A 22,680-nucleotide genomic window follows, 5' to 3' on the forward strand; every position below is an offset into this window, starting at 1 on the left:
ACGTGGGTTGCCATCAGCCCTTGATCGGCTCGATCTTGAAGGAGCGCTTCATTTTATAAATCGTGCTCGGTCCCATCCATTTGTCGAAGATTTTTTGCGCTTCGCCGGATGTCTCGATGTCGACCAATGCATCGTTCACCGCCTTGAGCATCGTGCCCTCGTTTTTGCGAACGCCGAAGCCCCATGTTTCTTCGCCGACGGGGGTATCGATTATCTTATAATTGTCCGCTTGCGCACCCAACTTGCTAACCAGTCGACTTGCCACTACCTCGGAAACGCTGAAGGCATCGGCCTTGCCCTGCACCATGGCAGCGAAGGCAGTCGGTGTATCTTCAAAGCCCACCAACACCGCACCCGGTACGGCATGCTTCACGAAGCCTTCCGTGATGCCCCCTTTAGTGAAACTGATGCGTTTGCCCGACAGGGAAGCCAATGAGGTGTAGCCTCGATCGGCGCGCACAGTCAATTTATGTTCGCTGACGTAATAGCCGTCGGAGAAATCGACTTGCTGCGCACGTGCCGGTGAATACCCCAGTCCAGCCGCCATGATATCGGCGCGACCGGCTTGCAGTTCGGGAATGCGTGCTTCGATCGTCACTGGCTTGACCTCGGCTTTGACACCCAGTCGTTTCGCAACGGCCTGACACATATCCACGTCATACCCCTGCAACTGGCGATCTGCGCCAACGAAACCGAAGGGCTCGAAAGCACCCAACACGCCGCAACGCATCACGCCGCTGGCTTTGACATCGGATAATTCATCGGCGTGTGCCACGCTGGCATTGCAGGCAAACCCCAGAACGAGCGCCGATGCAGCCACGTTCAACGCGTGTTTGGAGTTTCCTTTGTAACCGTTTTTGCACAGGCGCTTGACCGTTTTTTTCAACCCGTCGCTTACGACTTGCATTGCATTCTCCCCGAGGACAACTTTCGCCGTTTGATGTACTGCGTTGGACAAGCGCTTATTGACCAATCCGCGCCGTGATGGTTTTCTTTGCGACGCGGCAGGCAGCCAGATCCCAGGCGGCGCACCCTACTGTCTTCAGCAAGACCGGAGCAGTGATGTCGAGTGTTCCATCCAGCGCCTGCGCCATAGAGGCAACCGTCGTCCAATCGATGCCGGCCTGAATCAAATCGCCCGCCTCGTGACGCGCGCCCAATGGATCGTCTACCACTACGTAGCTGGAGTCCACCGTACACTGCCCTAACTCCGCGGCATCCGGCGTGAACGCCCCTACGCCTATTACAAGACGGCCGACGCGTGCCGGGCTTGTGTAGACCGGCGACTTGCTGGTTGTAACCGTCACTACCACGTCCATTTCGTCCGGAATAACATCGCTCTCAAGTGCGCGGAGTTCCGGAACGTCCACAACGTGTTTGCGCACAAAATGCCGCGCACTATCCTGTGACCGGCCCTTGATGTAAATCCGTGTCTGCGGGAATGCGGCTGCCAGTGCGTGTACATGGTGTACCGCCTGCGTGCCTGTGCCGACGATCAACACATTATTCGGGATCGACTTATAGAAGGTCTGAATCCCTAACATCGTGACCGCGGCAGTACGCCGCCCTGTCACGGTCGGGCCATCCAACACAAACAGCATTTCCCCCGTCACTGCGTCGCAAGCAATCACTTGCCCATGGATGGTCGGTAGTGCCTTCGTGCCGTTTTGGGGACACACATTCACTAGCTTGTGAATCGCCATGTCGGCTGCACTCGACGGCATAGACAACATCACGCCACCCGCCTGTAACGGTACGACCAGTCGCTCCGGGCTGACGATCTCCGCGCCCGCATATTGCGTGATCGCTACGCGTAAGGCAGCGACCAGTTCGACGTAATCGAGTAAGGCCGCCGTGCCGGTCGCGTCAAAGGTCTGAGTGGTCATATAAGCAAAATCGTGACGATAACGGAAAAGGGGAAGTCGAGCTGCGGCAAATGGCTAGCCGTTTTCAGGTCGCCCTATTTTGTGCGAATCTATACCAATATTGGCGCAAAATAAACCAGAATAAATTCGTCCTCAGCGAAGCTGGACTCAGAATGTACCAAAATACCGCGTTACCTATGCTTTTCTGACACTTTCAAAGCGTTGCTAGATTTCTTGTGTGGTATATTAAAAACCAATTTTCCGTTGAGGTTAAGCGATGACAGCCACGAGACTGGCATTCGAGGGAGAGTTTCGGCCGCTGCAGATCTATGAACAAGTCTCCGAGAAAATCCGTGAAGGGATACGCTCGGGTCACTTCAGCGCAGATACGCGATTGCCATCGGAGCGTGAATTAGCCGCGCGCTTCGGCGTGGGGCGACCGGCCGTCCGAGAAGCCATCGGTGCCTTGCAAAATGAAGGTCTTGTGCTCACCAAGCCGAATTCAGGCACTTACGTTGCGCCGATGGCGGCGGAAGTGCTGGCAAACGCCGCGAACCGCAGCCTAAGCGATGCCGCGAGTAACGTCGAACAGGCACCCTCCGACTTCAGCCCAAGCGCAACATTGGATGTACGTTTGATTCTGGAGCCCGCCATCGCACGCCGTGCTGCGGCGGGAGCCCAACGCGACAATCAAGCGGAACGTTACCTCGATCAGATGGAAACGGTCACCGATATCAACGACCCGGCACAGCGAGCGCTGTGGAATAACAGTGATCGGCTATTTCATAGACAACTTTCTGCAATGACCGGCGATGCGCTACTCGTGAAAATTGCCGAAGAAATTGCGCGGACGATGGATCAACCCTTATGGAAGCGTATCAAGGACGATGGCATTTACGACCCCAATCGCATTCGCCTTTATGTCGCCGAACACCGCTTGATCTATGAGGCCATCGTCGTTGGCGACGCGGATGCCGCAGCGTTCTACGTGGAGCAGCACATTCATCGTGTGCGCCGCGATATCGCACCGAAATAATATCTAAAATCGCCGTCATGTCTATCTATCGATAAATGGCTCTGGTGCAAATAGGCGGTGCGAGTCGGTTAAAGTATCGAGCCCAACAATCGGGTGAATGCTGATGAGCAAGCGCAAAGACCAGCCGGGGCTATTTGATGGTCGACATTTTGATCGAAAAATCATCGTGCTGTGCTTGCGCTGGTACCTTCGCTACAAGCTCAGCCTGCGCGATCTGGTGGAAATGATGGCTGAGCGCGGTTTATCGCTGGCTCACACCACGATCATGCGCTGGGTGAAGCGCTTTACCCCGGAGTTCGTTAAACGCTGGAACCGATTCGTGATCCCTTCGGGTCGCTCGTGGCGGGTCGATGAGACCGATATGAGGATTCGCGGCAGATGGGTCTACCTGTACCAGGCGGTTGATCGAGATGGCCATACAGTGAACTTCTTACTCAGGGCCAAAAGCGCCGTGGCTGCAGCCAAAGCCTTTTTTCGCAAGGCGATCATGCACCAGGGCTAGCCACCAGAGACTACACGCTCGATGGTTACGCTGCCTCGCACCGCGCGTTGCGGGAGATGAAGGCCGATGGCCTGCTGCCCGAAGACACGAAGGTGCGATGCTCGACGTGTCTGAACAATATGGTTGAGCAGGACCAACGAAACATCAAGCCCAGAACGCACGTGATACTCGGCTTCAAACGGTTCAGAGATGCCGCGGCAACGATCTCGGGCATCGAATTGATGTATCGCATTCGCAAGGGCTAGTTCGATCTGACCAAACTCGGTCTCGCAATCCTGCGCAACACGTTCGATGTTGGCCTGGTGCTGGCGCCGGAGTTGGTGATGTGGAAGCACGACTGACTGACGTTTAATCCGGCCACTGACATTAAGAAGCACAGGGTCCGGTGCGAGATAAGCGATGTCGGTTAAAGCATAAAAAATCCAAAGGTAACAACCAGACTACTTCATTCAAATCCCTACCGCTCCTCCCAGTAAGGCCTCGCCCAGTTGTCGCCAGAGATAGGCCGCCGCAGGCGAGGCGCGCCGACCTACACGCCGGACGAGTTGGCGCGAGAAATCTCGTGCGATGGGGTGATCAATGTCTAATGCGACCAGCAACCCCGCATTAACGTACAGGCGCGCCGTTTGTCGTGACATGAAGGCCACGCCCAGGCCAGCTGCCGCAATGGCTTGCGCGGCGGAAAAGAGATCACATCGTACGGCGGCGGACAAGGTCATTCCCTCTGCCCTGGCCATCGCATCAACATACTGCTGAATCGCAAAGTGTTCCGGCATGAAGATCAAGCGATGAGCAGCCAGATCAGCCACGCGAAGCGGCACTTCCTGTTTGGCCAGGTCATGGTCAGGACTCACCAAGGCGCAGATCGGTGCGCCCTTGAACGCGCGAGCACGAATTGCCGGTTCGCGGCTTGCTCCCGCGCATAAACCCAGATCCGCCACGTCATCGCGGACCATCGCCAATACTTGCGCGGTTGCACCAGCACGCAAGTCGACGACAATATCCGGATACTCCCCACTGAAGCGGGACAGCGCGCCGGCCAACAGATTTTCCACGAAACCCTCGCCAACGGCGATCGTGACTCGTCCTTGTCGCAGCCCCCGGTAGGCCTCAAGTTGCATGACAATACCGTTTTCGCGGCGTTGGCGGTCACGAAAATACTCGATCACACTCATACCGACGTCGCTAACGACCACGCCACGGCCGCGCCGTTGCAATAGGACGACATCAAAAGCGGTTTCCATCTGTGCAATTTTACGGCTAATGGCGGAGGGATTGATTCCCAGCGCATCAGCGGCCGCACGGATACCACCGTGGCGTTCGATCGTGTGCAGGTAATGCATGCCGCGCGTGCTGAGTTTTTCGACACGTGTATCGCTTGGCCAATCGGACATGACTCCGCTCCCATAATGTTGCCTATCAAGGCAACATTATGGGCCTCGATAAGTCATTTTTGGCTGTTTTTTGCGATGGGATACTCGACCCGTTATTTTGAGTGTTTGGAGCGTGTTCATGGTTACCGAAGGGCAATTTTGCGATCTTTCCGAGACGATCGATCTACATGGCGAGTTGTGCGAAATCCGGCGCGATCTACACGCACATCCTGAACTGGCCTACGGCGAGTTCCGCACGTCGGATAAGGTCGCGGGACTGCTCGAAACATGGGGCTATACGGTAAGCCGCGGGCTCGGCGGCACCGGCATGGTTGCCTCGCTGCGTGCCGGCGAGGGGCATAGGGCCGTGATGGTGCGTGCTGACATGGATGCGTTGCCGATCGCGGAGGAAACCGGCCTTCCCTACGCCAGCAAGCACGCGGGCTTGATGCACGCCTGCGGTCATGACGGTCACACGACGATGGTGCTGGGCGCCGCGCGACACCTTGCTCGCACGCGCCGCTTTAACGGCACGGTACATCTGGTCTTTCAGCCAGCCGAGGAGATCGGTGCGGACAGTGGCGCGGAGAGGATGATCGCCGATGGCTTGTTCGAGCGCTTTCCCTGTGAGGCGATTTTTGGCCTTCACAATCACCCCGGATATCCCGCGGGAACGTTCATGTTTCGCGAAGGCGCTTTCATGGCGGCGAGCGACAAGGCGAAGATCACGATTCATGGACGAGGCGGTCACGCCGCACGGCCCCAGCTCTCTCTCGATCCCGTAGTCATCGGTAGCAGTCTGGTCATGGCCCTGCAAACCGTGGTGGCACGCAATGTTGATCCCATGCACACAGCGGTGGTTACCGTCGGCGTGTTTCAAGCGGGCCATACCGCCAATGTGATTCCGGAGAGCGCTACCCTTGAACTGAGTATCCGCTCGTTCGACCCCGACGTGCGGAAATTGCTGGAGCAACGCATCCGGGCACTCGCCGAGCATCATGTACAGGGCTACGGCGCGCGGATGGAAATGGAGTACGTCATGGGCTATCCGGTGGTGGTCAACAGCGCCGCGGAAACCAAACTTGCCGCACAGGTGGCATGCGAGCTTGTAGGCGCGGACCGTGTAAATGACCATTTTGGCGCCATCGCGGGAAGTGAAGATTTCGCGTACTACCTGCAAAAGAAGCCCGGATGTTTTTTGCGACTGGGAAATGGCGCAAACGCGCCCATGCTGCACAACGCCGCCTACGATTTTAACGACGAAAACCTGACAATCGGCGCTGCCTATTGGACGCGACTCGTGGAACGCTTTTTGGCGAATTGAGTCCACCCCGCCCCGATCGGCCATGCATTGAATTTCCCCATGAAAACCCTATCAGATAATCATCACCCCGATGCCGCGTCTGCTCATCACGCGCCTCGCTCAACCACGACTTCGCAGCGTCGCATCGTAGCGGCTGCCGTCGCGGGAAACCTGCTCGAGTTCTTTGATTTCACCGTTTACAGTTACTTCGCACTGTTGATCGGAAAATTGTTTTTCCCAACAACGGACGCGGTGGTTTCAACCTTGTTGTCACTGTCAGCCTTTGCTATTGGATTCGTGGCACGTCCGGTTGGCGGCTTTGTGCTCGGAAGTTACGCCGATCGACGAGGCCGTCGCGCCGCCCTCACCCTGACCATTTTATTGATGGGACTAGGCTCCGCCATTATCGGCCTCACGCCGACTTACGCGAGTGTTGGTCTGGCGGCACCGGTCACCATCGTCTGCGCGAGATTGCTGCAAGGTTTTGCGCAGGGCGGTGAATTCGGTGCCGCGACGGCGACGCTATTGGAGACCGGCGCGGCCAGCAGCCGGGGGTTTCGGGCCAGTTGGCAACTCGCAAGTCAAGGTGCTGCTGCCTTGATGGGTTCCGGACTTGCCGCGATCCTCACTTATCAGTTAAGCAACGATGCGCTGCTGGCGTGGGGTTGGCGCGTTCCTTTCCTGCTGGGTACACTCATCATGCCGGTTGGCATCTATCTGCGCCGCCATATCGTCGAGGAGCCAGTGGCCCCAGCATCGCGCGCGCGTTTGGCGCGTGAGCAGGCATTGGTGAAAAAATGGGTCCTGACCGTCTTCGCGATCATGGGCATGACGGTGGCAACCTACGTGATGATGTATTACATCCCAACGTACGCAATCCAATACCTGCATTTGCCCAGGAAGATCAGCACACTTGTGGCCACGGCCGCACCGCTGGTATCGCTTCTGATGTGTCCGCTCTGGGGCGCGCTGTCGGACAGGATGAATGCGCGCAAGCCGCTGACGATGCTAGGTCGAATCGTGTTGATCCTCCTGCTCTACCCTGCATTCTGGTTGATGAACCACTTCCCTTCTGCTGGGGTGGTGACGGCACTGATCGTATTGCTGATGTTCTTTTATACGATGGGTTCTGCCCCGGCCTACGCCTTGATGCCTGAGAATTTTCCTAAGCATGTTCGCGCGGGATACCTCGCCAGTGCTTACGCAGTCGCCGTTTCGGTGTTCGGTGGGACGGCGCAATTGATGGTCGCCTGGTTGATTCGAGTGACGGGAAACACCATGGCACCGGCCTGGTACATGATTGTTTGTGTAATAATTTCCTTGATCGCTGTATCGATGCTTGAGGAAACGGGGCAAAAAGCACTCGACTAAGCTTGAGGAAACCAACGCCCGGGCAGACCTCATCGATAGCCTACCGGCGTCTATCTGACGCCGGAAATGCCATTCGTGATCGATGCGATTGCGATACGCGCGGTGCTGCTATCACTGACATCTGGATCCCTGCGCATAGTGCATAGATCCAGCAGTAGCGCATCGGGTAGCATCGATCGATGCATGGCCTCGCGTTTCGCACGCTACCGCGCATTCCAAACGACGGAGAATCGCCGCTAGCCTGTCCTCGGGGCGGCGAGCATCTCATGTTGTTCAGGCCGCTTTTTTCTCCACCCTGGCCGCGCGACTTGCAAACCCTTCGATATGTTGGGCGGCGGCATCGCAGCAGTCGCCCGCTTGCAGCACACGTTGCGCGGCTTCCGCGCAACGGGATGCCATCTCGGGATTGCGTATCACCGACTTCAGCGCCTCCGTCAATACAGCGCCATCGATAGGGCTGTCAAGACGCACGCCGCAGCCACTTTTTACGATACGTTGCGCATTGTCGAATTGGTCATGGGCGAACGGTGTCACGATTTGTGGAACGCCCGCCGCATACGCCAATGCTGCGGTTCCGATGCCGCCGTGGTGAACAATCCCGGCACAGCGTGGCAACAACGCGCTCATGGGCACGAACTCCCGCACCAGAACGTCCGGACGATCACGCCACCGATCGCCCGTGTTACGAGCGAGTACGATCGCGCGCATACCGGTGTTTCGGATCGCTTTATCAACAGCACCGAAATACGTATGCGCGTCGATACCGGTTGATCCCGGAGTAAATACAACAGGCGCATTGCCGGTGGCAAGAAATCCCGTCACCTCGCCGTCGAGCCGCTGCGCCGCAACGTCGTCAAATAGCGGGATTGTGTTGAAAAAGTCTTGTTTTGTCTTGAAACGCTGGAGTCAGCAGTACGTTTTCGAGTTGTGGGGATTGGCGAAGCGGCGAACTTGGACAGGGCAACGAGGCCCGTTGCCCGTCATGCGACTGCCTGGTTCATCTGCTGGCTTCCTAGCATGAGCCGCTTGGCCATTCTTCGCAGATTTTGCGCAGTTGCTGCCATCAGAAACTCATCATGGGCACCGCTCGGACCTCGCAGTCGCAGACGGTCCAGTTTCAGGATGCGTTTGAGATGGGCGAATAGCATTTCCACCTTCTTTCGCTCACGGCAAGATCGGTTGTATTCAGGGGTCTTTGCAATACGCCTCGTTTCGTCACGCGCAGCTTCATGGATGCTGCGGGCGATCTTGCGAAATGGTGTATTCGGGCAGCAGCGATCCTTCATCGAACAGCCCTCACAGTCAAACTGGCTTGCCCTATAGATGATCGTGTCAGCCTTCGTGACTCGCGAGCGCGGGTTTCTGAACTTGCGTCGATCACTGCGTAGTGCGTGCCCGGTGGGGCAGCGATATTCATTGGCCAGTTCATCCCATTTGAACTCGCTGCTGGACAATGTGTTGTCCTTGCGTGCGGTTTTATCCCAGACCGGAACATGTGGTGCAATTTCCTTCTCTTGGATCATCCAGGCAAGCATCGCCGCTGAGCCATACGCGGTGTCGCCTGCAAGACGTCGAGGTTTGAGATCATGCCGCCGCTCAACACGGTCAATCATCGTTCTGGTTGATTCCACTTCGTGCGTCCGGTTCGCGGGCGTCGCCTCGACGTCCACGATGATCCCCGCCTGCAGGTCAATCAGATAATTGGTCGAGTAGGCGAAGAACGGCAAGCCACCCTTCGCGGCTGTCCAGCTCGCGGCGGGATCCGTCAGAGATAGCCTCTTTGGAGGCGTCAATGTCTCTTCCTTCTCTGCCACTTCGGTGTTTGCCGAATTGGCTTTTTCCAATGCTTCCAGATACTCCCGCACTGCACGGCTTTGGCCGTTGACGCAGTCCCCGTCGATGGGATCAGAACCCGGAACAGCGCGTACAGAGCTCGCATCGGCTCTAATGATGCTCGCGTCAATCGCGAATCCTTCTCCCTTGACAAGCCCTTCGGACATGCATCGACCCACTACCGACTCGAACACATGGCGTAGCACATCGCTATCGCGGAAGCGACCGTGGCGGTTCTTGGAGAATGTCGAGTGTTCCGGTACGGTGTCCTCCAGACCCAGGCGGCAGAACCATCGATATGCAAGATTCAGATGCACCTCTTCGCACAGGCGGCGCTCTGACCGAATGCCGAAACAGTAACCGACGATCAACATGCGGATCATGAGCTCCGGATCAATCGATGGCCGTCCCATCGGACTGTAGAACGGCGCGAGATGCTGACGAAGATCGCTCAAATCTAGGAAGTGATCGATGCCTCTCAACAGGTGTTCGCGAGGGACGTGATTGTCGAGGTTGAACGAGTAGAAAAGTTTGTCCTGTTCGCTGCCCAGTTGACCCATCATGACGAATCACTCCCGTCGATCGATGTCCTCCAGAATACCGAACAATCCGCACGTCGACAGACTTTTTCAACACAATCAGCGGAAAACCAGACATCCAGTGATTCGTTGGCCAATCCGCCTGAGGTGTCGCAAACCAAGCGGGAAACAGGCAGAGAACGCTGTCGGTCGAATGCATCCACCGCCCCAGAATGCGCGTCGCAGGGGGTAAGCCAAGAGACGCGCGAACCTGATTCAATGCAGGTCCGCATGTCTTGTCGAGCATCTTTTTTTCGAGGAAAGCCAAGCATTGTTTCTTCACAGGCAAAGGCAACCACGTAGGCAAGTTCATCCGCTTGTGCGTTGGTGGTGCGATCGCCGACAACAACGTCGATGGCGAGATCTGTACCGAGATGTACGGTACCTGATGGAGCTCTTGCATCAAGCGGGCGGCGAATGCCCACAACGTTCCCACCAATACGGTGTCGTCATCGACGAGTGTGCACAATGCATCGTAATGTGGACGAATGGATGGTGCGATCACATTCCATAACGTACGAAACGAGGTGCGCGGATGCCACAACGCAGGATTGTTGATCGCGCTTTCGTACTCGGCGCGCGTGCCGATCGGGACAAAACGGAACCCTTCTTTTAATGCCAATTCCTCGAACGGCGGATGCGAACAAAAGACCACGCGGTGGCCGCGGCGTGCCAATGCACGGCCGATGCCAAGCAGCGGATGGACGTCGCCTGCCGAACCGATTGCCGTAATGACGATCTGGGACATGATGAATTTACTCGCAAGGTCAACCGGCGTGGCAGGATCTGCGCATTGACGTTTTTCGCCTGCACAGGTAATACATGGTCCAACCAGCCGTCACGAATGGTACGGGCCGTGCACGCGTTATAGGCAGGGGTGTAAATAGGCCTGTTTATTGAACCGCTTCGTAGTTGGCAACAGCGGCTGAACGCATCAATGCAGGGGTAACGATCGGTTGAGGCATAACTGGATGATCCCAGCGCTGGCCACCACCGAAGAAATCCATGAGTGCTTCCTGCATTGCCGCAGCCTGTTCGCGCCCTTCCAGCTCCAGAAAGTGTCCGGTATTGGCTACAGTCTCGAATTCGGCATCCGGGATGTATCGTCCCAGTGTTCGAATATCGGCCGAGGTCGTGTATTCGTCGAGGTCGCCATTGATAAACTTGACCTTGCTTTGAATGCTCGACAGACAATGCATGTAACTCTCGGGTTGCAACGCAAGGATTTGCTCGACGTGGAACGCGACCTGTTTTTGTTCCGTTTCGGGCAGACTTGTCAAATACATGTAATTGGTGTGCTTCAGCATGCGCGGCAGATGCTTGCCAACCGTATCGTTTAACAATTGCGCGGCTTGCAGGTTTTCGCCGGCATGAATATGTGCGCGAGCCCGCGTCACATAGTCGACCATGGCTGGATTCAGGAACGGAGAAAAAGAGCCGATAACCGCGCGCTTGATGCTGCTGGGCTCGCGGGCCAACGCGAGCAGAGATGCCAAGCCACCCCACGAAACGGAGTACAAAAATTTCGGCTTGAAGCGATGAATCAAGTGTAGAAGGATGTCGACTTCATCCTCCTTCGTCAGCAAGAAATTGGTATCGCCATTCAACGGGCGAGATTGCCCCGCGTATGGCAAGTCGAAACAAATAACATTATATCGTGCGCTGAGATACTTTACTGTCTTGCGGAATGAAGCGGTGGTGGACAATGCGCCATTCACCAGTATCACACTCTCTCGATCAACGTCGAAAATATGGTTTTCGACGTGAAGGTTGAGCGAGGACGGTACTTGGACCACGGTCCTTTCAACGAACATGTGACACCCGTTATGGTGAGATTAATACAACGCAGTATTATTGGGCAAGGCGCGTTGAAGCGCCTGCGTTAGCGCATTTATCCGACGCCGCTTCCAGCAATGGATGGTTATAAGAACAGGAAAGGTTGTACTCGGTAATAAACGTTACATCGTATGGTCAGCATAGGGTATCACCCGATAAAACTCAAGATTTTTATTGCCATGCCTTTTGAATGTTGCTGGTTATTATTTTTGAAATTTTAGGCTTTCAAAGTGTTCCGTCGATATGAACGATTTAGTTGCACAATTAATTATAGAAGATGATTTTCGTTGTAAGGTATCATGCGGAATGATGTAAAAATTATGGCAAAACCAAGGTTTTTCGTCGCATTTATGCCGCACACGAAAAGTACCGTGTGACATATCCATACATGACTATCAATTCAACCTGGACAATGGGTGCGGACCTCTAAACGCGTCATTCTTTTCACAATGGCTTCAAGCATGTCAGCGTACGTTCGATCGGGTACTATCGTCAGGCATCTGTAGAACGTTTGCGTAAGACGTATCGGTGGGCATGCGTTTGATATAGCGAATTAAGAGCAGCTGTCCCGGGACTGTCTTTCGGCGCTAAAAAAAGTGACGACCCTGACTGACACAATGAAATTCTTTCATTTTGTAAATTTAAGGCAATACGTACGTTTTAGATGCATGTGTTGATCAATTAATAATTATTAAATGTTAATATCAGTCATGCTGACTTGGTTTTGTGAGATCTAATAATATGAATATTGTGTCAAGGCAAAAAATATATTACACATTGTGGTTGCGCAACGTTTTTTAAAATCTTTGGCTAGCATACTTTTTGTGTGCTAGACAAATAATTTAACTTATATTTAATAATAAGTCGTTGAGTGCGTCTTGCTAAACATCTTTGGCTATATTTAGATGCTTAGGGGAAATAGGTCTATGTATCAAGCTTTCACCTGCCCTGTCGTCGATGATGGCGTATCCACTCGCCAGCGAGATGCGCAAGCGCGCTCCTGCCCAGCCGAGGGACGGGTGACACGAACTGGTCATCCGATTCACATGGCGACATGAATCATTTCTCCAGCACGTTAATGCTCGTGAAAACCAGACTCCCTGGCAAACCGATCACATCGAAATTCGTCAATGCCTTCAGGTTGACCGTGTCCCGCTATCCATCGAGCAATGCGACCCGCATGCAATGGTGCCAGCGTGACGCCGCTGTGACACGTTACAACGAACGCGCCAGGATACGTTGGCGATTCCGCATATATCGGAAATCCATCGGGACTCATCACACGCAACGCGCCCCATGCGCGCACGAGTTTTACATTGGCCAACAAAGGAAAACAGCGAACGGCGCGTGCTGCTATGGACACCAGCATGTCGGGAGTGGTTCCGTCATCCCAACCAACGTCTTCCATTGAGTCGCCTAATTGTAGGGTGCTGTTATCGGTCTGGCGAACATAGGAAGTGGGGTATTCCAGAAAGCGTTCAACGCGTTCTGTGATCAGTATCTGGCCTCGATTGGGGCGCACTGGCGCTTGCAGGCCAACATGACTTGACAGAGCCGCATTTCCCAAGCCGGCGGATAGAACGACCCGGGCGGCGTGAAATGTTTTAGCGGCGGCCTTGATCGCAAAGCCCGCGTCGCTCACATAGGCAATCGATTCCACGCGCTGCTTGCCTTGTATAGAAACACCCCGTTGCCTACATGCGGCGTATAAAGCACGAAGCAGCAATAATGGGTTTACATGTCCATCCATCTCAGTAAAACTCGCGCCAGCCACACTGGGGCCAATACCCGGCAGGAATGATTCAAGCGCCGACCTTTCAAGCATCCGGAACGGATAGTTGCCGCCCACCGACGTACGGATGCTTTCCAATCGCGCCTGGCGTTTGGCTAATTCCAAGTCGTCGAAACATAGGTGAAAACCGCCCCGCTGCTCCAGTTTCGAATCTACGCCGGTTTCATCGAAAAGAGACGACGCGAAATTTTTCCACTCTTCGGCTGCAATGCGGGTCCAGCGCGCATAGGAACCCGAGCCATAACCTTTATTTTGGACCCACACCAAACCAAAGTTTCCATGGGCGGCACGATGGCTGGTATCGTCGGCATCCAACACAGTCACCGTTTGCCCCTGTTTTGCCAAACCATAAGCCAATGCCGTCCCCACTAACCCGGCACCGACGACCACGACATCAAGTGATTTCATTGAATTGGATTTTCCCGTTCAAGCGCACAGATCTCGGGGAGTTGATGAGCCTTCATAGGTGGTACCACGCCATGCCACAACGCTACTTCAACCAGTGCCGATAACGCGCTGGGGGCTTGCGCCAGCCTCGACGTTCCGGCATCCAGCGTCAGCACGTTCGGGTTGCCATGCCGCTCCAGTGTGGCGCTCTCCGGATCGAACCATGAGCCAGTGGGCATTATGACAACTTGCCTGACCAAGTCGGTGGTTACGACTGCTCCTGCTAAACATGCACCTCGCTCGTTGAACACGCGTACGACGTCCCCGTCACGAATACCTCGTGTGCGCGCATCTTCCGGGTGAAGGAAAATGGGTGCCCGACCTTGTATTTTTTCAGCCAATGAAACACTACCGGCATCCATTTGGGAGTGCAGCTTGTCAGCCGGTTGATTCGTGATCAAGTGTAGGGGTGAAATTGCCGTCGTATTGCTACCAAGCCATTCTTTGGGCGCTAGCCAACTAGCATGCGGCGGACAGTCGTCGTAAGCAAACTGGGCGATGGTCTTTGAGTAGACTTCTATTTTTCCCGAGGGCGTTTTCAAGGGACACGCTAATGGGTCGCTTCTGAACGCCTCGAACAGGACGAAATGCTTTTCGGGAGGAGGAAATTCAATATGACCCGATTGCCAAAATGCATCGAAATCCGGTAGTGCCATTCCTTGTTTAGCGGTGCCATCGACAACATCCTGATAAATGCGCTGCAGCCAGCCGCGCTCGTTCAAGCCGTCGCTAAACGCCACTTCGTGGTCCGCACGCGCGGCTAGATCGCGGTAAATATCAAAATCGTTCCGCGCATCGCCCACTGGCGAAATCGCACGATGCATCGCTAATATAAAGCGATCGCGTGATGAGCCACCGATATCGTTCCGCTCCAATGTGGTAGTTGCTGGCAACACAATGTCGGCCCGGCGAGCCGTTGGCGTCCACCATGCTTCATGGACCACGATGGTCTCTGGCTTTTCCCACGCCCGCATCAATCGATTCAAGTCCTGATGATGATGGAACGGATTTCCACCGGCCCAATACACCATACGAATGTCTGGATAGGTCTGCGTCTTGCCATTGAAGTCATATTGCTGCCCTGGCGATAAAAGCATGTCTGTCAGTCTGGCAACGGGGATGCCTTTACCCAATGGGTTTTTTCCAGTTGGCATTTCAAGCCCTGGGAAATCGCCACGAGGGTTCCCTACCCCATTCATCGAGCCGTGCCCAAACGCGAAGCCGCCGCCGGGCAAGCCGATCTGGCCCAGCATCGCAGCCAATGTGACCGCCGTCCAACAAGGCTGTTCCCCATGATGCCCGCGTTGTAGAGACCATGCGACCGTTATTAAACATCGAGAAGACGCAGCGCGCCTTGCCAAGTTGATGATGTGCTTTTCGGGAATACCGGTCAGTGCCTCCGCCCATGCGGCACTTTTGACAACGCCATCCGATTTGCCCAATAAATATTGGGCAAACGCGTCGAACCCTTCGCAGTATCGATCCAGAAAGGCCGCGTCATGCAGTCCTTCAATCAACAATGTATGCGCCATTCCCATCATCAAGGCCGTGTCTGTATTGGGGCGCAAGCCAATCCATTCGGCATTGATGTTTTCCGGGGTGTCGGCACGAAACGGGCTCACCGAAACAAATTGAATTCCCGCGCAGTATGCTTCGTTTAGCCACTGACCCATTACGTGTTCGCCTGCACCGCCAGACGTAATGTCGCCATTCTTCAAGGCGAGTCCGCCAAATGCAATGATTAGACCTGTATTGGCAATGATGCTGTTCCAGTCCGTAACACGGCCACTGACGGGCGCATACGTACCAATCACATGCGGCAGAAGAAACTGCGCGGCGCCCCAGCTGTAATTACCTTGTTGATCGATACAGCCGCCACCAGAATACAGAAATCGATGCGTCAAGGTGCGCGCATGATGTAGACGCCCCGCCGAGGACCATCCATAGGAGCCCCCAAATAGACCTTGCGCGCCATGTTGCGCCCTAACCCGCTGCAGCTCACCCGCAACGAGATCCAGGGCCACATCCCACGATACTTCCACATACCCTTCCACGCCGCGAGCGGAACGATCCGATCGCTCTCGAGCGGCAAGCCATCCCCGCCGCACTGCTGGACGCTTTACCCGTAACGGTGAATACACCTGTTCCACCATTGCTTTCAGAAGTCGGGAAGGAGCCGGATCCTTTTTAAAAGGATCACAACGGATTAATCGCCCTTCACGAACAATGGCTTCAAATGCGCCCCAATGCGACAAGGAAGGGAAACGCTTCTCGCGACCGTCATGATCGAGGTCAAACTCACTATCGCCATTGCCTTGCGAATCGCCAGCGGTCTCGTACGTTTTGCTAGCCATGGTTTTCCTTTGTCGCCGCCAATATTTTTTCAGACTAGCGATACATTTTCATGGCGTCGAAGGCTTGCGACAGATCTGCAATCAGATCCTCGACATCCTCGAGTCCAACATGTAACCGGTACGCTTGTCCCGCATACGGCCAGGGAGCGACCTCGCGTTCGCCGTCCGGATTGAACGGTACGATAAGGCTTTCGTAACCGCCCCACGAGGCACCGAGGCCGAACAATTTTAGCGCGTCAATAAAAGCCGTCGTTGCGGCAACCGGTGCGGGCTGCAACACAATACTGAACAATCCGCTCGCCCCGCGATAATCACGTTTCCAGAGACTATGGCCTGGATGTGAAGGCAGTGCAGGATGAAGAACCGTATGCACTTCGGGGCGAGTGGACAACCACGTCGCCACGCGCACGCCACTGGCAAAGTGTCGCTTCAAGCGTACCGACATCGTCCGTATACCACGCAGCGCGAGATAAATATCGTCTGGCCCCGCGGTATAACCTAGATCCTGCGTTGTTTGTTTGATTTGCGGCCAGGCGGACGAATTGGATGTCACTACGCCCAACATCGCGTCCGAGTGCCCGACGATATACTTGGTAGCGGCTTGAATCGAAACGTCCACACCATGTTCGAATGGCTTGAAGTAAAGCGGTGTTCCCCAGGTATTGTCCGCGATCACCGTAAGACCGTGACGATGTGCGATACGTGACAGGGTTGGAACATCTTGCATTTCCAGCGTCTCGGAACCTGGGGATTCGATATATAGCACCCGTGTGTTCGGCCGGATCAACGCTTCGATCGATTCGCCGGCGGAAGGCACGTAAAACGTCGTTTCCACACCCATCCGCTTGAGTAGGCGAATCGCGAAACTCCGTGTAGGAGAATAAGCACTGTCCGTCATCAGCACGTGGTCGCCGGCGGCGACAAAGGAGAGCAATGCGCCGCTGCAGGCGGCAAGACCCGATGGATAGACCAACGCACGATATCCCCCCTCAAGTGTGGCAATCGCTTCCTGAAACGCATGCGTGGTAGGTGTGCCAAAACGACCATAATACGTGCCGACAGCACCTGAGCGTTGCGCTTTTTTCTTTTCTTGCCATTCCGCAAGTGACGATGACAAGATCGTGGAACCGCGAATGATCGGGGTATTAACCACGCCGTTAAATTGCTCTGGATGCCGTCCAACGTGGACGACGCGCGTTTCGTCCTGGAGATGACTCGCCATGAATAGGTGCCCGTTGATGGAAAACATTGGAAATCCTGATGTAACGTCTTCCAGACAGTCTCATCAAGATGTTGGCGTGGCTAGAACGATTGCTGCAGACCGACGCGAACGGCTAGCTGATTGGCTGTCGTCGATGCCGTGAGCAAATTTAAGTTCGCGACGGCTTTTTGCCCCATCGAGTTCGTTCCCGACGCATGTTGCCAGGCACCGATTACATAGAGGCTCGTTGATTTTGACAACGCATATTGAGAACCCAAGGTGAGCTGCTCATATTTCGCCGCTTCCGCTTTGGTATAAGCAAATGACGAGGCCAGTGCCAACGAAGGGGTCAGCTTGAATTTGTAAATCAGTTCTGCACTAGTAAGTACTGGGTTGATGCCACCGACAGGCGTAGTCGTGGTTTTCTTTACGGCGTTGAATTGCGTCCGTGTCAATGTCGCGGCCAGGGTTGCGCGTCCCAAGACATACGCGCCGCCAATACCATAGGTGTCGATACTTGCCGCCGACGTATAACCTTTGAATATGGGATTCGTGACAGGGTTCGTGAAGGTCGTGTTGGCAACGGCTGACGTGCTCGCGTCAAAATACGTTACGGCAGGATTGTTAATATGATGAAAAACGGCACCTCGGGAAACGGGGCCTGCTAAATATTGCGTGCCCAAACCCCACACTTGGTTCGTGCCTATTGAACCGGCAATCCCACCGACACCATACAAACCGCCCACGCTCAACCCATGATAGCTTTGCGAAGAAAATTTTATGGTGTTATTAAACTTGTAGTCCGCGAAGGTGTTATCGAGATCCCCCGCATGCGCCGCCATGGACCCACCGAACAGAACGGACGCACTGTATGCGCCTAAATAGGTGACCATGACATCATCTTGACGCCCTAGCGTGACTTGCCCAAAGCGATTCTTCAGCCCAACGATGGCCATACGCCCGAATTCTCTAGAATTCTGCAGGTTGGCCCCTGTCATCATATTAAAGCCGTTCTCCAACTGGAATAACGCCGACGTACCCCCGCCAAGATCCTCTGTGCTTCTGAGGCCCCAGCGGCTGCTTCCACGCCCCCCGCTGGTGGCTTGGAAAGCACTTTTTCCACCCGCGTTATTGGTGTACGTCACCCCACCGTCGGCGATGCCGTAAAGCGTCACGCTACTTTGTGCAAGGGCTTGCATCGCGTTTGCGCCCAACGCTGCGCACAGCCCCATACGAACACCGAAAAACACCAACAGATGTCGACATTCTCCTTTCTCTTGCGCAGTACCGATGAATCTTTTGCTTATGTATTTTTTCATTCGTGGTCCTATATTTAAAATATAAATGCAGTTAAGAAAGAAACTAGCGATTTACCCGTTATTCATGAAACGTGCTGCGTCTGTGTCAAGGTTTGTAATTCCGGCGAATGATATCGCGCTAGGAACGCTTGTGTGAGAGGGTGCGATGGTACGTCTAATACCTGTCGTGCCGGACCGATTTCCACGACCACACCATCTCGCATGAACACCACCTGATCAGCGACGTCGCGAGCGAAGTTCATTTCATGCGTGACCAAAAGCATCGTCATGCCTTCATTTGCAAGGGCTCTTATCACATTCAGAACTTCGCCGACTAATTCGGGATCGAGAGCAGATGTAGCCTCATCAAACAGCATTACCTCGGGGCGCATCGCCAAGGCACGGGCGATCGCCACGCGTTGCTTTTGTCCCCCCGACAGACGATCCGGATACATGGCCGCTTTATCTTCCAGTCCTACCTTAGCCAGCAAGGCCAACGCTTGAGTCCTGGCCTCTGTTTTTGGCGTATGTAATACGGATAACATGCCCTCCATCACATTCTGGAGTACGCTCAAGTGCGGAAACAGATTAAAGTGCTGAAATACCATCCCGGTGCGGGCGCGGAATTCCGATAGGACTTTATCTCCTGGAAGACGCGTTTTAGCGCGGTCGAAAGATTGCAACGTACGTCCAACACGAATGGAACCGGTGTCAGGAATCGTCAGTAGATTGATGCTGCGTAACAACGTTGACTTCCCGGAGCCGGAAGGACCGATCAGAGCCACCACTTCCCCTTTCCTTACGTTCAAGGAGATGTCGCGCAGGACCAGATTATCACCGAACGCCTTGCTTACGTGATTGACTTCTATCATGTTTTCCATATCATTCATCAATGTGCCGATACGGTACCAAAGCTGCTCTCGATACGCCGAGACGCAAATGTCGCGGGTAAAAGCAAGGCGAGATAAACCAAAGCGACGATGGAATAGGACTCTAGCGGGCGGAACGTTTCGTGTGCGATGGTTTGTCCTTGATACAAGACATCAGGCAAAGCGAGAACCGATAGCAGCGATGTGTTCTTCAACTGCATGATCGATTGATTCATGAGCGCCGGTATCATCCGGCGACAAGCTTGCGGCAATATGATGCGTAACATAATCAGATGGCGGCGCATTCCCAATGCCTTGGCCGCCTCCGCCTGGCCCCTGTCAATGGAAAGCACGCCACCACGGACGAGTTCCGAATAAAAAGCACCGCCATACAATGTCAGTGCCAGCACGGATGCCGTGGCTGCTGACATTTGCACGCCGGTCAATACCGGAAGTGCATAGTAAAACCAGATCAGTTGCACCAGAACGGGAGAGCAGCGAAATATTTCGACATAAAAACGGAAAGGCCCGGCAATCCAACGGGCCGTTGATAAACGTCCCAGACCGACTAAAAGCCCTACGCCCATACCTGCCACGATTGTGATAAGGGTGTATCGCAATGTGTAGCCAATACCCACCATGAAAAGCTGCCAGTAAGGCAGAATGTCAGAAAAATTCCAGTGATACACGTCGCCCCCGTAACTTAAAAGTTGACTTGCGATGGAATATCACTGGGCTTCACCCCCACCAGCTTCTCTAGATTACTCAACATGATCTGCTTGATTTTTCCGCTCTGATGCATGCCTGCCAACCACTTATTGAAGTACCCCTGCCACGCATCGCTTTCTTCCTTGGGCAGTGCCGCATTGGTGGTGGTAGACGCCATCGGTAGAGGCACGATAAGGTGTCCCATCGACGGATTTTTCTTCAGCATTGTCAATGCGAGAATGATGACGGTTACCTGGCAATCGGCCCGGCCGGCCTGTACTGCCAACGTTGCGTCATTCGTCTTGTCGAATCGCATGATGGTGGCCTCCGGGCAAGTCTTGGTCACCAGGGCATCGTAGGACGATCCGAGATCCACCGCGATTCGTACGCCTTTCTTGTTAAGCGACTCCCAAGTTGTTGGGTTAAAGCCAGGACGGGCCACCAATGAATTGGCGTTATGAAAAAGCGGATCGGAAAACGCGACCGCTTCGCGTCGTTGCTCCGTGGGAAACAAACCAAAAAATACATCTATCTTACCGGCCTGTAGATCCAATACCGCGTTACCCCATGTTGTTTCGTTAATCTGAGTAGTTGCGCCCAGACTTTTCGCGAGGTCCGAGGCCATATCAATCATGCAGCCTTCCCATTGATTGCTGACGATATTTTTGTAGTAGTAAGGGGTACCACCACGAACGGCACCGATACGCAGGATTTTGGTCTTTTGCACTCGTTCAAGCGTGTTTCCGAACGAAGGCTGTGCCCACGTTTCATGAGCGAAAAAGCTCGCACTAATCAAGCCGCCTGTCTGTAACAAAAACGTACGTCGATTAGACATTCTGTAACCCCGTTTTGTAGTGTGCTTGCGCATCAGTGATGGTGACGTCATGCGGCGCCAATCCAAGACTGGACTGAAGTGACAGCGGCAAGCCACGCCATGCAACCATTTTCACAAAAACTGGATGTTCCCCGGTATAACGCCTCTGTCAGAACGTGCCCGGATAACTGCCGCCATCGACCAACAGATTTTGTCCGGTGATATATCCTGCATTTGCAGAACAGAGAAAGGCGCAGTACTGTCCAATCTCCTCGGCGGCGCCATAGCGCTTGGCCGGTGTCGATTGCTGCCGCGCGTCCCAGATCGCTTGAAAATTTTCATCCGTGACATTCGGCATGTTACGAATGTGGCGAACTTGCGCGTCAGTGGCAAAGACGCCAGGCAAGAGGTTGTTGATCGTGACGTTGTGGGCTACCGTCTGCCTGGCCAATCCGCCAACGAAACCTACCAATCCCGACCGCGCACCGTTCGACAGGCCCAATTCACTTTGCGGTATTTTTACGCTGCGGGACACAATATTGACGATCCGGCCAAATTTCCGATCCATCATCCCGTCAACCGTGCGCCGGATCATTTCGATCGGCCCGAACATCATCTGGTCGATCGCTTGTATCCAATCGTCACGACGCCAATTCCTGAAGTCTCCCGGCAATGGTCCGTCACCGTTATTGATCAAGATGTCAGGTGCCGGACAACTTGTTAAAGCGGCATCGCGTCCTGCTTCCGTCGCAATATCTGCTACCACGACATCCACGAAATGCCCGCTGATCGCCTCGATTTCTTCCGCTGCGCTCCGCAACGTGGCCAAGGTGCGCGCGGCAATGGTCACTTGCACGCCTTCCATCGACAGTTGCAGCGCACATGCACGTCCCATACCTCGGCTACCGCCAAAAACAAGCGCGCGTCGGCCGCTGATCTGAAGATCCATATTCTTTTTCCCTTTTCGCGCGCTGTTTAGCGTTCGAGAGGCCGCATTGGGAAGTCATATTGTTTGTCCAGGCCTAGATGACGTACCGCGCGTAGCCCGCGTTCGAGCGCCTCGCCTTCCAAGCCACGCAAAGGACGGCGCAAATCGCCAGCGGGCAATCCAACCGCTTTCATCAAGCATTTCACTGCAACGGGATTTATCGCGGAATACGTGTAGTGAAGGATGGGCAGCATGCGAAGGTAGGTCGCCTTGAATATTTCTGCTTGCTCAGGTGTTTTCCAGGGCGTAGAAATCGTTGCAATCTCAGCGGGTGCAATGTTGCCCGTCATATTTGCGGTACCATGCCCACCCAGACTCATGGTAGGCACGACCAATCCCAGGTTCGGTGAGTCGCAGCACATGATGGATACATCCGTGTTCGCCGCGAGCATTTGCGCAACCTGTCCTACACGGGTAGTCGATTCCTTATGAACCACATAATTTGGGTGCTTGAATATGCGGATCAAGCTGTCCCAATGTAGATCAGTTTTTACACGCGGCGGATTGTTATA

Annotated in this window: 17 protein-coding genes and 3 pseudogenes; 4 read left to right on the forward strand and 16 right to left on the reverse strand. The window is 54.4% G+C overall.

Going from position 1 to position 22,680, the window contains the following annotated elements:
* Positions 1-13: 13 nt before the first annotated feature.
* Together SJQ66_RS04530 and lhpI are read right to left on the reverse strand one after the other, a co-directional pair.
* Positions 14-907: a transporter substrate-binding domain-containing protein gene (locus SJQ66_RS04530; protein WP_024906218.1), complete on the reverse strand. Its 894-nt coding sequence runs from the start codon at positions 905-907 to the stop codon at positions 14-16.
* 55 nt (positions 908-962) lie between these two features.
* Positions 963-1,886: a bifunctional Delta(1)-pyrroline-2-carboxylate/Delta(1)-piperideine-2-carboxylate reductase gene (gene lhpI / locus SJQ66_RS04535; protein ID WP_024906217.1), complete on the reverse strand. Its 924-nt coding sequence runs from the start codon at positions 1,884-1,886 to the stop codon at positions 963-965.
* Positions 1,887-2,142: 256 nt separating this feature from the next.
* Here lhpI and SJQ66_RS04540 point away from each other — a divergent pair, with 256 nt between their 5' ends.
* On the forward strand, positions 2,143-2,901 hold the full coding sequence (locus SJQ66_RS04540; protein WP_024906216.1) for a FadR/GntR family transcriptional regulator: 759 nt from the start codon (positions 2,143-2,145) through the stop codon (positions 2,899-2,901).
* Positions 2,902-3,004: 103 nt separating this feature from the next.
* Positions 3,005-3,648 (forward strand): annotated as a pseudogene (locus SJQ66_RS04545) (IS6 family transposase).
* Between the two features lie 204 nt (positions 3,649-3,852).
* Here SJQ66_RS04545 and SJQ66_RS04550 read toward each other — a convergent pair.
* On the reverse strand, positions 3,853-4,797 hold the full coding sequence (locus SJQ66_RS04550; RefSeq protein ID WP_024904332.1) for a LysR family transcriptional regulator: 945 nt from the start codon (positions 4,795-4,797) through the stop codon (positions 3,853-3,855).
* A gap of 118 nt (positions 4,798-4,915) precedes the next feature.
* Here SJQ66_RS04550 and SJQ66_RS04555 point away from each other — a divergent pair, with 118 nt between their 5' ends.
* Together SJQ66_RS04555 and SJQ66_RS04560 are read left to right on the forward strand one after the other, a co-directional pair.
* The gene (locus tag SJQ66_RS04555) at positions 4,916-6,100 is read left to right on the forward strand and encodes a M20 aminoacylase family protein (RefSeq protein ID WP_024904333.1); all 1,185 of its coding nucleotides are present in this window, start codon (positions 4,916-4,918) and stop codon (positions 6,098-6,100) included.
* Positions 6,101-6,139: 39 nt separating this feature from the next.
* On the forward strand, positions 6,140-7,450 hold the full coding sequence (locus tag SJQ66_RS04560; RefSeq protein ID WP_320533711.1) for an MFS transporter: 1,311 nt from the start codon (positions 6,140-6,142) through the stop codon (positions 7,448-7,450).
* Positions 7,451-7,723: 273 nt separating this feature from the next.
* Here the strand turns inward: SJQ66_RS04560 and SJQ66_RS04565 are convergent, their stop codons facing one another.
* The 13 genes and pseudogenes from SJQ66_RS04565 to SJQ66_RS04625 form a co-directional block, all read right to left on the reverse strand.
* Positions 7,724-8,272: a glycosyltransferase gene (locus SJQ66_RS04565; protein WP_320533712.1), complete on the reverse strand. Its 549-nt coding sequence runs from the start codon at positions 8,270-8,272 to the stop codon at positions 7,724-7,726.
* A gap of 158 nt (positions 8,273-8,430) precedes the next feature.
* A complete protein-coding gene (locus SJQ66_RS04570) occupies positions 8,431-9,846 on the reverse strand; it encodes an IS1182 family transposase (protein ID WP_320533713.1) in 1,416 nt (471 codons plus the stop codon).
* A gap of 76 nt (positions 9,847-9,922) precedes the next feature.
* Positions 9,923-10,609: pseudogene (locus SJQ66_RS04575) on the reverse strand (glycosyltransferase); the annotation flags it as partial.
* A 145-nt stretch (positions 10,610-10,754) separates the two neighbouring features.
* Positions 10,755-11,675, reverse strand: a complete 921-nt coding sequence (locus tag SJQ66_RS04580; protein ID WP_024904336.1) for an alpha/beta fold hydrolase — start codon at positions 11,673-11,675, stop codon at positions 10,755-10,757.
* Positions 11,676-12,772: 1,097 nt separating this feature from the next.
* A complete protein-coding gene (locus tag SJQ66_RS04585) occupies positions 12,773-13,897 on the reverse strand; it encodes an NAD(P)/FAD-dependent oxidoreductase (protein WP_407691458.1) in 1,125 nt (374 codons plus the stop codon).
* Positions 13,894-16,290, reverse strand: a complete 2,397-nt coding sequence (locus SJQ66_RS04590) for a molybdopterin-dependent oxidoreductase (RefSeq protein WP_320533715.1) — start codon at positions 16,288-16,290, stop codon at positions 13,894-13,896. The genes SJQ66_RS04585 and SJQ66_RS04590 overlap by 4 nt, the downstream gene beginning before the upstream one ends.
* Positions 16,291-16,324: 34 nt before the next feature.
* Positions 16,325-17,539 carry a cystathionine beta-lyase gene (metC, locus tag SJQ66_RS04595; RefSeq protein WP_320533716.1) on the reverse strand — a complete coding sequence of 405 codons (1,215 nt, stop codon included), beginning with the start codon at positions 17,537-17,539 and terminating at the stop codon, positions 16,325-16,327.
* A gap of 53 nt (positions 17,540-17,592) precedes the next feature.
* Positions 17,593-18,810 (reverse strand): porin, encoded by a 1,218-nt coding sequence (locus tag SJQ66_RS04600; protein WP_320533717.1) that lies wholly within the window; start codon positions 18,808-18,810, stop codon positions 17,593-17,595.
* 62 nt (positions 18,811-18,872) lie between these two features.
* Positions 18,873-19,679, reverse strand: coding sequence for an amino acid ABC transporter ATP-binding protein (locus tag SJQ66_RS04605; RefSeq protein ID WP_024904341.1), 807 nt, complete (start codon positions 19,677-19,679; stop codon positions 18,873-18,875).
* Positions 19,679-20,347 carry an amino acid ABC transporter permease gene (locus tag SJQ66_RS04610; RefSeq protein ID WP_024904342.1) on the reverse strand — a complete coding sequence of 223 codons (669 nt, stop codon included), beginning with the start codon at positions 20,345-20,347 and terminating at the stop codon, positions 19,679-19,681. Before SJQ66_RS04610 ends, SJQ66_RS04605 begins: the two co-directional genes overlap by 1 nt.
* A 14-nt stretch (positions 20,348-20,361) precedes the next feature.
* Positions 20,362-21,252 (reverse strand): transporter substrate-binding domain-containing protein, encoded by an 891-nt coding sequence (locus SJQ66_RS04615; RefSeq protein ID WP_320533718.1) that lies wholly within the window; start codon positions 21,250-21,252, stop codon positions 20,362-20,364.
* 97 nt (positions 21,253-21,349) lie between these two features.
* A complete protein-coding gene (locus SJQ66_RS04620; RefSeq protein WP_024904344.1) occupies positions 21,350-22,129 on the reverse strand; it encodes an SDR family oxidoreductase in 780 nt (259 codons plus the stop codon).
* A gap of 26 nt (positions 22,130-22,155) precedes the next feature.
* Positions 22,156-22,680, reverse strand: a pseudogene (locus tag SJQ66_RS04625) (dihydrodipicolinate synthase family protein); the annotation flags it as partial.

This window comes from Robbsia andropogonis, assembly GCF_034047095.1.
Taxonomy (GTDB): domain Bacteria; phylum Pseudomonadota; class Gammaproteobacteria; order Burkholderiales; family Burkholderiaceae; genus Robbsia; species Robbsia andropogonis.